This is a genomic window from Pseudomonas ovata (assembly GCF_003131185.1).
In the GTDB taxonomy this organism is placed as follows: domain Bacteria; phylum Pseudomonadota; class Gammaproteobacteria; order Pseudomonadales; family Pseudomonadaceae; genus Aquipseudomonas; species Aquipseudomonas ovata.
In genome coordinates, this window is record NZ_QFFU01000010.1 from 1 (window position 1) to 12,583 (window position 12,583).

Sequence of the window (12,583 nt, forward strand, 5' to 3'; positions counted from 1 at the left end):
ACCCCCTCGCCGATTTCTTATCCAACTCATTGATATTCAAGGAGTTTTCAGTTTCTTCCGCGGCGGGAATGGTGCGCATTATAGAGCGCTGAGACAGGGCGTCAACACTTAATTTCAAACCAGGCCGAAATTAAATAAATGCGCATTATATTGCGCAAACCGTTCAGGTTACTCATTATGCTTCTTATATATAGACAGCACCCTCAGGACAGCACCCGCCATGAAACCCTCGTCACCCCCCTCTTCCATACTGTTCCCTCTGGGGCTGCTGATTATCGCGATGGTTTCCATCCAGACCGGCGCTTCACTGGCCAAGAGCCTGTTCCCTGCCATTGGTGCTCAGGGCACCACCACGCTGAGACTGATCTTTGCCAGTCTCATCATGATCCTGGTCCTGCGCCCCTGGCGCGTTCGCCTGACGGCTCGATCGCTGCGCATGATCATTGTGTATGGCATCGCACTGGGCGGGATGAACCTGCTCTTCTATATGTCGTTGCGCAGTGTGCCGCTGGGCATTGCCGTAGCACTGGAGCTTACCGGCCCTCTGGCCGTGGCATTGCTGACTTCACGCCGCACAATCGATGTCGTCTGGATCGCCCTGGCCGTCGGCGGCCTATTGTTGCTGATCCCCGACGGCCGCAGCAGTGCCAGCCTCGATCCGCTAGGGGCCGCCTATGCCTTGGGCGCCGGTGCCTGCTGGGCCGCCTACATCGTTTTCGGTCAGAAAGCCGGTGAAGGCAACGGCGTACAGACTGCGGCCCTTGGCGTTATCGTCGCCGCCCTGTTCGTCGCGCCCTTTGGCGTGGCACACGCCGGCTCGGCCCTGCTGGACATCGGCTTGCTGCCGGCTGCCATCGGCGTGGCCATCTTGTCGACCGCCTTGCCTTATAGCCTGGAAATGGTGGCACTGACGCGTATGTCGACGCGCACCTTCGGCACACTGGCCAGCCTGGAGCCGGTCATCGCTGCCTTGTCTGGCCTGCTGTTTCTGCACGAGCAGCTGTCGGCGCTGCAATGGCTGGCCATGGGCGCAATCATCCTGGCATCGATTGGCGTCACCCTGTCGGCCACGCCAGAGCGCCCCAAACTGGTGCCGGGCGACTGATTCTCAATCACGATACATGACAAGGCACTAGCATTTGTTCCGCGCATGCGCCATGTTTAGAGCCTGACCGATGCAGTTTGCGGGAAATATCTGTGAACCGATCGATATCCCTTGAGTACAAAGACTCAGGCCCGATAGTGGCTTTCAGACATGGCCGGTTAAGGAACGGGATGAAATACATTGTTATCGTACTGGCGCTGCTTGGCGTGACAGGATGCGCCGCGACAGCCAAGCCCGTTGTGCTGGGCAAACGCGGCATTCATATCAACTGCTCGGGATTGTCTTCCTCTTGGGAGAGGTGCCAGGAACTTGCAGCCAATACCTGCCAGTCCGGGCAATACAGGGTAATCGCCAAGTCCGGTGATGCCGTCGAAGACCCGGGCGATTACCCGTTCGGCCTGAATCCCGCCGGCTACACCAGTCGCAGCATGATCATCATCTGCAAGAAATCACGCCTCTGAGCGACGCTTGCCGCTTGATCAGACAGCGACGGTACGCGCTTGCAGCCACTGCAATGCAGCCCCTTGCAATAAAGGGCTCAAGCGTTGGCGGACATGGGCATGGTAGCGATTGAGCCACCCTTTCTCGTCCGCATTGAGCAACGACAAGTCCAGGCAACGCGTGTCGATCGGACACAGTGTCAGGGTTTCGAAGCGCAGGAACTCGCCAAACTCGGTCTGCTCCGCCTCCTGGTTGATCACCAGGTTCTCGATACGCACCCCCCAACGCCCCGGCCGGTAAGTTCCAGGCTCGATCGACGTGATCATGCCCGCCTGCATGGCCGTCTGTGGGGTGACCGGTGCCTGGTAGGCAATCACCTGTGGTCCTTCATGCACATTGAGAAAGTAACCTACACCATGGCCGGTGCCATGACCGTAGTTGACCCCATCGGCCCACATCGGTGCGCGAGCGATAGCGTCCAGTAGCGGCGCAGGCACTGCCTTGGGAAAACGCGCTCGCGACAAGGCAATCACACCCTTGAGTACGCGACTGCAATCCTGCTTCTGCATCACACTGGGTTCGCCAACCGGAACCATTCGCGTGATGTCAGTCGTTCCGCCCTGGTATTGACCGCCGGAATCAATCAATAACAGGCCATTGCCTTCGATCTGCGCATGCTCCGCTTCAGTGGCACGGTAATGCGGCATGGCACCGTTGGCATTGAAACCGGCAATGGTCGCAAAACTGGGGCACACGTAACCGGGCCGCCGCTGCCGGGCCAGCCCCAGTTGCTCATCAATGGTCAGTTCACTGACCGGCTCGCGCCCCAGGGACGCTTCCAGCCAGGCAAAGAACTCACACAGCGCCGCACCGTCCTGCTCCATCACCAGACGGATATGGCGCAAATCCTCAGCGCTCTTCTGCGACTTGAACAAGGTCGTGGGATTGAGCCCCTCGACCAGGCTGATCTCGCTGTCGAGATAATCGAGCAGGCCACAGGTGACACGCGCCGGATCGACCAACAGTCGTGCGGCTTTGGGCACCCGGCGCAGCGCAGCCCCAATCTGGCTGTACTCCAGCAGATTGACGCCGTCGCGCTGCAGGCTCTGGCGCACCGCAGCGTCGATCTTTTCGCCACTGACAAACAAGGTGACGCTCTTGGGCCCGACCAGAGCAAACGCAATGAACACCGGGTTATAAGACACGTCCGAGCCGCGCAGGTTGAACAGCCAGGCAATGTCATCCAAAGTCGCGATAAAGTGCCAGTCAGCCCCGCGCTCGGCCATGGTCTTGCGCAGTCGCTCGATCTTTTCCCGGCGCGACACCGTGGCATAAGGCGGCAGATGCTCGTAGACAGGATGGGTCGGCAAGGCCGGACGGTCTTGCCACAACTCGGTGAGCAGGTCCAGGTCGGTACGAAATCTTGCGCCACGGTCATACAGCTTGCTGGCCAGGGTTCGGGAAGAGGCTACGGCCAATACCGCCCCGTCGACCGCGACCACGGTATCGGCCTCGGCCTGGTCGGCCAGCCATTCCAGCGGCCCCGGCTGGCCGGGCAACAGCCTGACCAGCTCGATGCCGCTGCCGGCCAGCTCCTTGCTCGCCTGCTCCCAGTAACGGCTGTCAGCCCAAAGGCCGGCGAAATCCTGAGTGACGACCAGCGTCCCGACCGAACCATGAAACCCGGACACCCATTGGCGCCCCTGCCAGAACCCCGGCAAGTATTCGGAAAGATGCGGATCGGCCGAGGGCACCAGCCAGGCATCGATTTTTTCACGACTCATCACCGCCCGTGCCTGCGCCAGACGCTCGCTTGCGCCTGCATGGGCATTGGTTTGCTTACTCATTACCGCTCCTGCTGACCCGGAATTGACCTTGGGACAGATAATGGAGCAGCGCTTACGACTGAGCAACCGCCCAGAACGGTGGACGACTCAGAGCTGCCTGAATCAGCCCGGCGGCGCCGTCAATATCAGCCTCGCAAGTAAAACGCCCCAGGCTCAGGCGAATGGTCTGGCTGGCGGCTGCCGCATCAAGGCCCAGCGCCAGCAACACATGAGAAGGTGCATTTTTCGCCGAGTTGCAGGCCGAGGTCGAAGAAAAGGCCAGCGACTTGCCCAAAGCGGCCACATCCAGATCATGGCGCGTGAACGTCAGGCTCAGGGTGTGCGGGATGCGCTGCTCGCGGCTGCCGTTGATGACCAGCCCCTTGATGCCTGCCAGTTGCTCGCACAGACGGTCATTGAGCCTTTGGGTCCAGGCAATCTCCTTATCCAGTGATTCAGCGGCCAAGGCAAAGGCCGCCCCCATGCCGGCGATCTGGTGAGTCGCCAGGGTTCCAGAGCGCAGGCCCTGCTCGTGACCACCGCCGTGAATCTGCGCCAACACCCGTTTTTCGGCACGCGGCCCGACGTACAAGGCGCCGATGCCCTTGGGCCCGTAGAGCTTGTGCGCCGAGAACGACATCAGATCGACCGCCAGCGTGCTCAGGTCAATAGGCCGCTTGCCGGCTGCTTGAGCGGCATCCACATGCAGCAAGGCGCCGTGCTCGCGTACGCGCTCACCAATGGCCGCAATGTCGTTGACCGTGCCCAGCTCGTTGTTGACCAGCATCAGCGACACCAGAAACGTGTCGTCACGCAAGGCGGCGCTGACCGCCTCGGCGCTGATCAGGCCATCGGCGTCCGGCGCCAGGTAGGTGACGTCTACCCCCCGCCCTTGCAGGTACTGCGCGGTATCGAGGATGGCCTTGTGTTCTATCTGGCTGGTAATGATATGCCCGACGGTCTTGCCGCTGCGCTGCGTGTACGCCTCGGCCACACCCTTGAGCGCCAGGTTGTTGGACTCGGTCGCACCGGAGGTCCAGACGATCTGCCCGGAACGGGCGCCCACCAGGGTTGCCACCTGCTGCCGGGCCTGCTCCACGAGCATTCGCGCCTGTTGACCGAACCCATGGGAACTGGAGGCCGGGTTGCCAAAGTGACCCGCCTGCCCCAGACAGGCCACCATCACCTGGATGACACGCTCGTCCACGGGCGTGGTGGCGGCGTAGTCGAAATACAGTGCGCTATTGCTCATGAACATTCCCCTGATATACACGGCCCGGCCAGTCGAACAGGGCCGCGGCGGCACGTTGCTGCCTCACACCTGTTAGGGGTGATGGCATAACCATGAAAGCATGATGCACCCAATCAAATAGAACTAAAAATTCTAAATTTGAATTTATATATTCATAAAAAGAATAAAAAACCTTGCAAGGCCATTCGTGTCACTCCCAGCCGGCTTTCGTCAATAAAAGCCTTGTATCGCACCGCGTCACAGGCAGATTGCCGATATTGCTCAACGCTTGGTACAACGTGCTCTACCGTGACTTGAACGCCGTGTCGTGTGTCAACTTCAGGCAGCAGATGTGATTCATGAAGGTCTGCCCGACTGCCAGAAAACCGTCATACCAAGCGAAAAAACACCCTGTTGTTTTTTTGACTTTTACTGAATTCAAACGGTTAGAACTTACAACTTGGGCTTTATTAAAAATTTAACAGGAAATTGACGAAATAATTTGACAGATTCCCACACAGCTTCAATATATAGACCTGTCTGACGATTCCTGGCTTTTATGCCAATGCCACAGAGCATTGCATCGGAATGGTCGTAGTGACCCCACATCGCTGTAACCCTGTATCCCGGTTGTTTCCACGGTGCTGCTGCATGCCGCTGGATGTCTGTCGACTCGCATACCCCTATTTGAATGACTGAACCTGTTCGGTATGGCGGTAGCTTTGCCCAAAAGTTTTCCGACCCTCACGGCCGACTGTGGCTGACGGTCACGGGCCTGCCTTGCCTGCCTTCACCCCGCCTGGTGCTTGTGCCTGGGGCGGTAGCGTGGCCGAACGGATCGTTGACAAGCCAGGCCCTGCCGCCATGCCTTTGGTTTTTCGCCTCCCCCTGCCCATGAGGTGTACCGAATGTCATCCACTGCTGAAGCTGTCACCGACTGCGCCACCACGCTGGCCGGCCTGATGGACACCCAAGGCTATGCCCGGATCGAAGGTCTGCCGGGCCAGGAAGACCTGGCGCAATTGCGCGCCTTCACCCGTGAGCACGCCGAGCGCCACCCGGGCGAGTACTTTGCCTATCACGGTGAGCAACACCTCAATCACAAGGTGCTGGTGCAGCTTTGGTCGAATCCGCAACTCAAGCAGTTACTGGCCGCGCTCTATCGGCTGGCCACCGGTCACGACAGCCTCAGTTCCAGGATCTTTCCGGTCCTGCGCTGTGTACAGGGCGCACAAGGGCGCCGTGAGTCGAACTGTTTTCACTTCGACGCCAGCCTGGTCACCGTGCTGGTGCCGATTCACATCCCCACCGAAGGCCAGGAGCGCGGTGACCTGATGCTGTTTCCCAACCTTCGCCGCGCCCGCCAGTCGATTCTGGTCAACCTGATCCAGAAGGCCTTGCTGCAGAACAAGGCCAGCCGCTGGTTGATGGGCCAGGCCATCCAGCGCGGCTGGCTCAAGCCAATGATCCTGCCGCTGGTGCCCGGCAATCTTTACCTGTTCTGGGGCTATCGCACCCTGCACACCAATCAGCCGTGCAGCCCCGGCCTGATGCGCGCCACGGTGCTGCTGCACTTTGGCGACCCGCACAGCGGCAGCCTGGCGACCCGGCTGATTCTCAGATACAGCCAGCGCCGCGCCGCCCGTCTCAGCGCCAGAGCCCTGCGCGACGAGCCGCCGCAAGCATCCTGATCCATACCTGTCCGCCTTATTTGCCACAGCCTGCTGAACCCACTGACACGGAGGTTTCGATGATTAATGTGACCAAGACCTATCTTGGCGATATCGACAAGTTCAAGCGCTATGTCGAAGGGATTTACGCACGCGGCTGGCTGACCAACCACGGACCATTGGTCGAAGAGTTGCAGGCACGCTTGCGTGATTACCTGGGCGTACGCCATGTGATCCTGACCAACAACGGCACCCTGGCCTTGCAGATCGCCTATCGGGCGCTGAACCTCACCGGCAGTGCCGTCACCACCCCGTTCAGTTTCGTGGCGACCAGCAGTTCGCTGCAGTGGGAAGGTATTCGCCCCCTCTTTGCCGACATCGACCCCAAGACCTGGAACCTGTCACCCCGGCACATCGAACAGGCGATCGAAGCCGACACCTCAGCCATCGTCGCCACGCATGTCTTCGGCAACCCGTGCGCGGTACAGGCCATCGACGAAATCGCCCGTCGACGCCAACTCAAGGTGGTTTATGACGGCGCGCACGCGTTCTCGGTGCGCTACGCCGGACAATCGGTGTATGCCTGGGGCGACATCAGCATCCTGAGCTTTCACGCCACCAAACTGTTCCACACCATCGAAGGCGGTGCCATCATCACCAACGACGATGACGTGGCCCGGCGTGCCATGCTGCTGTGCAACTTCGGTATCAGCGGCGTCGACCGCATAGAGGGCATTGGCATCAATGCCAAGCTCAATGAGTTTTGCGCAGCGATGGGGCTGTGCATTCTTGACGACATCGACACCATTCTGCAGGCGCGGGCCGAAATCGCCGACCGTTACACCACGCGGCTGCGTGATTATGTCGACCTGCAGCAACCGCAAACCCACAGCCAGGCCAATTACAGCTACTACCCGATCGCCCTGAGCGATGAGACACATCTACTGCAGGTACGCAGCCTGCTCAATGCCCGCGGCATCAATCCGCGGCGCTATTTCTACCCGTGCCTGGACACCCTGGAATACCTGCAGCCACAGCCGGGCCAGCCCGCCGCCCGCGCCCTGAGCGACCGGGTATTATGCCTGCCGATCTACCCGGGCCTGCCGCACGAAGACCAGAATCGCGTGATCGACAGCGTGCTGGAAACGTGCAGCCCACGCCGCACTCGCCCGGTCGTGGCGCCAGTCGAGTATTGAGCATGTCGGTGATTCGCAACACCGTGCTGAACTATGCCGGCCAGGCTTACGTGCTGGGGACAGGAATTGCGGTCATGCCCTTTTACCTGGGGCATCTGGGGGCCGAAGCCTACGGCCTGATCGGGTTTTTCACCGTCATGCAGGCCTGGTTGCAACTGCTCGACGCCGGCCTGTCGCCCAGCCTGGTCCGTGCGGTGGCCCACCAGCCGGCGACCCGCTCAGGACGCCTGAACTGTGGGCGGCTGCTGCGCTCGTTCGAGATCATCTTTCTGCCCCTGACCCTGGGTTGCGCGCTGGCCATCCATCTGGCCAGCCCGTGGATCGCCAGCCACTGGCTCAATGCCCAGAGTCTGTCGGCGCAAAGCGTCAGCGACTGCATTGGCCTGATGGGCGTGATCATTGCCCTGCGCCTGTACGCCACGCTGTATAAAAGCGGCCTGCAAGGCCTGGAACAGCACGCCTGGCTCAATGGCGCCAATGTGCTGATTGCCACCCTGCGCTATTTCGGCGCGCTGTGGCTGGTCAGTTCGGTGTCCAGCGATGTGCGTGATTTCTTCTTGTTTCAGGCCCTGATCAGCCTGGTCGAGACCCTGCTGTTCGCTGTGCGCGCCTGGCGGCAGATGCCCGGCGCCTTGCTGGCCGGCTTCGACGGCGTGCAGGTCAGGCCGGTGCTGCCGTTTGCCGCCAGCCTGTCGCTGACCGCCGTGCTATGGATTGTTCTGACCCAGATGGACAAGGTGCTGCTGTCCGAACGCCTGCCGCTGGCCGAGTACGGGTACTTTTCGCTGGTGGCGCTGGTCGCCACCGGCATCCTGACCCTGACCAACCCTCTGGTGCAGACTCTGCTGCCACGCCTCACCCGGCTGGTGGCCGAGGACCGTGAAGACGACATGCACAACCTGTTTCTGGCCGCGCACCGGCTGGTCTGCACGGTGCTGTTTCCGTTGGCGGCGATCATTGCCCTGCATGGCGAAGCGCTGATTTACGCCTGGACCGGCGATGAGACGGCCGCGCGCTGGAGCCAGCCGGTGCTGGGCTGGTATGCCCTGGGAAGCGCGATCATGGCCATCAGTGCGTTCCAGTTCTACCTGCAATACGCCTATGGCCAGATGCGCCTGCATGTCGGTTACAGCCTGGTGTCGGCCGTCATCAGCGTACCGCTGCTGGTCTGGGCCATCGATGAACTGGGGGTGCTGGGGGCGGCCCTGGCCTGGTTCGGCCTGCGCCTGGTGTCGCTGGCCATCTGGCCGCTGATCGTGCACCGACACCTGGCGCCTGCCGTGCACGGTCCCTGGCTGCGCGACCTGTTGCGCATCAGCCTGATGACCGCGCTGGGCCTGGCGCTCAGCAACCCGCTGTTCGAACTGATCGCAGGCCTGGGGCCCAACCGCCTGACGCTGTTACTGGGCCTGGCCGCCAGTGGCCTGGTCACCTTGCTGCTGGTGGCGGTCAGCTACCGGCCACTGATGCACAAGCTTTACCTATCGTTGAGCAAACCGAGTACTTGAGCCATGGATGCCCTTGCCCGCCACACGCGCCCCGATTGCGCCAAGACACCGCTGCTGAGCATTGTCTGCCCGACCTACAACCAGGAAGCCTTCATCGCCCAGACCCTGGACAGCTTTCTGGCGCAACAGACCGATTTCAGTTTCGAAATCCTCGTCAATGACGACGCCTCGACCGACAACACCGCGCGCATCATCGCGCAGTACGTCGAGCGCTACCCGCAAATCATCAGACCCTTCTATCACGAGGAAAACCAGTACCGGCAAGGCAAGCCTTGCGTGCCGGACCTGTTTCTTGAAGCCCGCGGGCGCTACATCGCCTTTTGCGAGGGCGACGACTACTGGACCGATCCGCGCAAGCTGCAGCTGCAAGTGGACTTTCTGGAAAGCCACCCCGACTACGTCATCACCTACCACGACGCAATGGCCTTTGATGAGCACAAGCAGCATGGCATCCAGTTGCAGGGGGACCTGCGCCGCGACGCCAGCGCGCTGGAACTGCAAAAGGCCCGGCCGATCTCGACCCTGACCACCTGCTTTCGCAACGTTTTGACCAGCATGCCGCCGGAGCTGCAGATTCGCATCGCGCCGCTCAACGACCTGTGCTGGTGGTCGCTGCTGGGCGCCCACGGCAAAGGCAAGTTCATGGCCGAGATCAAGCCGGCTGCCTACCGCCTGCATGCCGGCGGGATCTTTTCCATGCGCAGCGACAAGCGCAAATTGCACATGAGCCTGCAAACCGCTTCCAGCCTGGCCAACTATTACAACCGCTTGGGCAACCAGGCCCTGTACGAGCACTTCCTGAGCCAGAGCGTATGCCTGTCGCTGGCGGCCCTGTCGCCGGCGCACAAGATCAAGGCCATGCTGACCGTGGCGCGCAATGTCATGGTCAACCTTGGCCGGCGCCTGCGCCAGGCCACCCGTAAAGCCTATGTTCAGTGAGCTGTTGGTGATCTGCACGGGCAATATCTGTCGCAGCCCGATGGCCGAGGCCATGCTGCGGGCACGGCTGGCCACCCCGGGCATCCAGGTGCACTCGGCCGGCCTGCATGCCCTGATTGGCGAGCCCATGGATCGCCTGGCGCAAGAAGTGCTGCGCGACCATGGCCTGGTGCCACCTGCGCATCAGGCCCGCCAGGTCGACCGCCACAGGCTGCGCCGCGCCGACCTGATCCTGGCGATGGAGCCATCCCATCTGCACGGCCTGTTCCGCCTGGCGCCGGAAATACGTGGCCGCACCTTTTTGATCGGCCATTGGCAACACCCGACGGACATTGCCGACCCCTACCGGCGTGCAAAAACCGCCTTCGAACAGACCTACGTGCACTTGTCGCGCTGTGTCGACGACTGGCTTCCTTATCTTCAGTCAGGAGATCCGAGATAAATGACTGTCATGAACCGCACTTCTCTGGACACCCCCCAGGACACCCGGATCGACCTGGCCACCCTGTTGCGCACCCTGCTCGACCACAAACGCCTGATCCTGTGGATGACCGGTGTATTCATGCTGATCGGTGTGCTCTACGCCATCCTCGCCACCCCGGTGTACCAGGCCTCGGCGATGATTCAGGTCGAGCCGCGCAAGGTCGGTATCGAGGGCATTCCGGAAGTCAGCAACAAGCCCATGTCGGCCTCCCAGGCCACCACCGAGATCGAGCTGATCAAGTCCCGCGCGCTGTTGGGCAAAGTGGTCGAGGACCTGCGCCTGAACGTGGAAACCGAGCCTGACCGCCTGCCGGTCATCGGGCCGTGGCTGTTTCGCACCTTTGCACCCGAGTACGCCGGCCAGTTGGCTGAACCCTTGTTCGGCCTGGAGGGCTATGCGTGGGGCGGCGAAAAGCTGGACGTATTCCAGCTTGAAGTACCCGAGGCCCTGCTGGGCGAGAAACTCAAGCTGGTGGCCGGCAAACCGGGCCAGTACGCGCTCTACGACCCCGACGGCCATCTGCTGCTCAACGGCACCGTAGGGCGCAGCAGCGAAGGCCAGGGCATCAAGATTCAGGTCGCCACCCTCAATGCCCGCCCGCAGACCGGCTTCACTGTGATCCGCCAGCGCAATCTAAGCACCGCCCTGGCCTGGCAGGAGCGGCTGAAGATCACCGAAGCCGGCAAGGACTCGGGGATCATCTACCTGCTGCTGCAAGACCCCGACCCGCTCAAGGCTAACGCGGTGCTCAACGAAGTCAGCCGCCTGTATGTGCGCCAGAACGTCGAACGCAGCTCGGCCGAAGCGGCGCAGCGCCTGGAATTTTTGCGCTCGCAATTGCCCATGGTGCGCAAGCAGCTCGAAGCCTCGGAAGCGGCGTTGAACACCTTCCAGACCAGTTCGCGCTCGGTGGACCTGTCGATCGAAACCAAAGGGGTGCTCGACCAGGTGGTCGAGCTGGACAAACAACTGAGCGAGCTCAAGCTCAAGCGTGTCGAGCTTGAGCGCCTCTATACCCGCGAGCACCCGACCTACCGCAGCCTGATGAGCCAGATCAGCCAGCTTGAAGCCCAGAAGCAGGGCCAGATGCGCAAGATCGACGCCCTGCCCCAGGCCCAGCAGGAACTGCTGCGCCTGACCCGCGACATGCAGGTCATCAGCCAGACCTACACCCTGATGCTCAACAAGAGCCAGGAGCAGGACATCCTGCGCGCGGGCAGCATCGGCAATGTGCGCATCATCGACAACGCCGACAGCAACGTCGAAAAACCGGTCAAGCCGATGAAGAAACTGGTGGTGCTGATTGCCACCCTGTTGGGCGCGCTGCTCGCCGTGGCGATCATCTTCGTGCGCCAGGCGTTCTATCGCGGCATCGAGAATCCGGAGGTCATCGAAAGCCTTGGCATGCCGGTCTATGCCTCACTGCCCTATTCACGCCAGCAGGAGCGCCTGGACAAGGCGGCCACCGGCCACGGTGCCCCGCGCGAATCGCGCCTGCTCAGCACCCGTGCGCCCGAGGAACTGGCCCTGGAATCGCTGCGCAGCCTGCGCACCAGCCTGCACTTTGCCATGCTCGAAGCGCGCAACAATGTGCTGATGATCACCAGTCCCCTGCCTGGCGCCGGCAAGTCGTTCGTGTCGGCCAACCTGGCGGTGATCATTGCGCAGACCGGCAAGCGCGTGCTGCTGATCGATGCTGACATGCGCAAGGGCTACCTGCACAAGGTGCTGGGCGTGCAGTCGCGGCACGGTTTGTCCGACACCCTGGCGGCGCGGCTCAAGTGCCTTGAGGTGATCAACCGCACTGAAGTGCGTCACCTGGACTTTATCTCTTGTGGTTTTGCCGCCCCCAACCCCTCCGAACTGCTGATGCACGACAACTTTAACAAGATGCTCAGCGAGCTGTCGCCGCTGTACGACCTGATCATCATCGACACCCCGCCGATCCTGGCGGTCACCGACGGCACGCTGGTCGGTCGCCAGGCCGGCACCTGCCTGCTGGTGGCGCGCTTCGGCCTGACCACCACCAAGGAACTTGAAGCCTGCAAACGCCGGCTCAACCAGAACGGCATCCTGATCAAGGGAGCGATCTTCAACGCCACCATCCGCAAGGCTTCCACCGCCGAGTACGACTGCACCACCTATGGATACAGCTATCACCCTGTACGCAAGTGAACAGGGCG

Annotated in this window: 10 protein-coding genes; 8 read left to right on the forward strand and 2 right to left on the reverse strand. The window is 61.4% G+C overall.

What is annotated here, in order from left to right:
* Positions 1-220 precede the first annotated feature (220 nt).
* Positions 221-1,105, forward strand: a complete 885-nt coding sequence (gene rhtA / locus DGA31_RS14960; protein WP_056839038.1) for a threonine/homoserine exporter RhtA — start codon at positions 221-223, stop codon at positions 1,103-1,105.
* A 170-nt stretch (positions 1,106-1,275) separates the two neighbouring features.
* Entirely contained in the window at positions 1,276-1,566 is a 291-nt protein-coding gene (locus DGA31_RS14965; RefSeq protein ID WP_056839036.1) for a hypothetical protein, read from the forward strand.
* Between the two features lie 18 nt (positions 1,567-1,584).
* On the opposite strand, the gene DGA31_RS14970 is transcribed toward DGA31_RS14965, so the two are convergent.
* The gene (locus tag DGA31_RS14970; protein WP_109513081.1) at positions 1,585-3,393 is read right to left on the reverse strand and encodes an aminopeptidase P family protein; all 1,809 of its coding nucleotides are present in this window, start codon (positions 3,391-3,393) and stop codon (positions 1,585-1,587) included.
* A gap of 52 nt (positions 3,394-3,445) precedes the next feature.
* Complete coding sequence (locus DGA31_RS14975) at positions 3,446-4,624, reverse strand: cysteine desulfurase family protein (protein WP_109513082.1); 1,179 nt, start codon at positions 4,622-4,624, stop codon at positions 3,446-3,448.
* A gap of 887 nt (positions 4,625-5,511) precedes the next feature.
* Here DGA31_RS14975 and DGA31_RS14980 point away from each other — a divergent pair.
* Genes DGA31_RS14980 through DGA31_RS15005 form a run of 6 tightly spaced genes read left to right on the forward strand, consistent with a single transcriptional unit; the run spans position 5,512 to position 12,575 of the window.
* Positions 5,512-6,294: a hypothetical protein gene (locus DGA31_RS14980; RefSeq protein ID WP_109513083.1), complete on the forward strand. Its 783-nt coding sequence runs from the start codon at positions 5,512-5,514 to the stop codon at positions 6,292-6,294.
* A gap of 59 nt (positions 6,295-6,353) precedes the next feature.
* Entirely contained in the window at positions 6,354-7,469 is a 1,116-nt protein-coding gene (locus DGA31_RS14985; RefSeq protein WP_109513084.1) for a DegT/DnrJ/EryC1/StrS family aminotransferase, read from the forward strand.
* 2 nt (positions 7,470-7,471) lie between these two features.
* Entirely contained in the window at positions 7,472-8,977 is a 1,506-nt protein-coding gene (locus DGA31_RS14990; RefSeq protein WP_056839026.1) for a lipopolysaccharide biosynthesis protein, read from the forward strand.
* A gap of 3 nt (positions 8,978-8,980) precedes the next feature.
* On the forward strand, positions 8,981-9,916 hold the full coding sequence (locus DGA31_RS14995) for a glycosyltransferase family 2 protein (RefSeq protein ID WP_109513085.1): 936 nt from the start codon (positions 8,981-8,983) through the stop codon (positions 9,914-9,916).
* The gene (locus tag DGA31_RS15000; RefSeq protein WP_056839022.1) at positions 9,906-10,358 is read left to right on the forward strand and encodes a low molecular weight protein-tyrosine-phosphatase; all 453 of its coding nucleotides are present in this window, start codon (positions 9,906-9,908) and stop codon (positions 10,356-10,358) included. Before DGA31_RS14995 ends, DGA31_RS15000 begins: the two co-directional genes overlap by 11 nt.
* The gene (locus DGA31_RS15005; RefSeq protein WP_109513086.1) at positions 10,359-12,575 is read left to right on the forward strand and encodes a polysaccharide biosynthesis tyrosine autokinase; all 2,217 of its coding nucleotides are present in this window, start codon (positions 10,359-10,361) and stop codon (positions 12,573-12,575) included.
* The last annotated feature ends 8 nt before the right edge of the window (positions 12,576-12,583 follow it).

Excerpts from the sequence above, each read along its gene's own strand:
- rhtA (WP_056839038.1), top strand. The coding sequence starts at position 221 with ATGAAACCCTCGTCACCCCCCTCTTCCATACTGTTCCCTCTGGGGCTG.
- DGA31_RS14965 (WP_056839036.1), top strand. The coding sequence starts at position 1,276 with ATGAAATACATTGTTATCGTACTGGCGCTGCTTGGCGTGACAGGATGC.
- DGA31_RS14970 (WP_109513081.1), bottom strand. The coding sequence starts at position 3,393 with ATGAGTAAGCAAACCAATGCCCATGCAGGCGCAAGCGAGCGTCTGGCG.
- DGA31_RS14975 (WP_109513082.1), bottom strand. The coding sequence starts at position 4,624 with ATGAGCAATAGCGCACTGTATTTCGACTACGCCGCCACCACGCCCGTG.
- DGA31_RS14980 (WP_109513083.1), top strand. The coding sequence starts at position 5,512 with ATGTCATCCACTGCTGAAGCTGTCACCGACTGCGCCACCACGCTGGCC.
- DGA31_RS14985 (WP_109513084.1), top strand. The coding sequence starts at position 6,354 with ATGATTAATGTGACCAAGACCTATCTTGGCGATATCGACAAGTTCAAG.
- DGA31_RS14990 (WP_056839026.1), top strand. The coding sequence starts at position 7,472 with ATGTCGGTGATTCGCAACACCGTGCTGAACTATGCCGGCCAGGCTTAC.
- DGA31_RS14995 (WP_109513085.1), top strand. The coding sequence starts at position 8,981 with ATGGATGCCCTTGCCCGCCACACGCGCCCCGATTGCGCCAAGACACCG.
- DGA31_RS15000 (WP_056839022.1), top strand. The coding sequence starts at position 9,906 with ATGTTCAGTGAGCTGTTGGTGATCTGCACGGGCAATATCTGTCGCAGC.
- DGA31_RS15005 (WP_109513086.1), top strand. The coding sequence starts at position 10,359 with ATGACTGTCATGAACCGCACTTCTCTGGACACCCCCCAGGACACCCGG.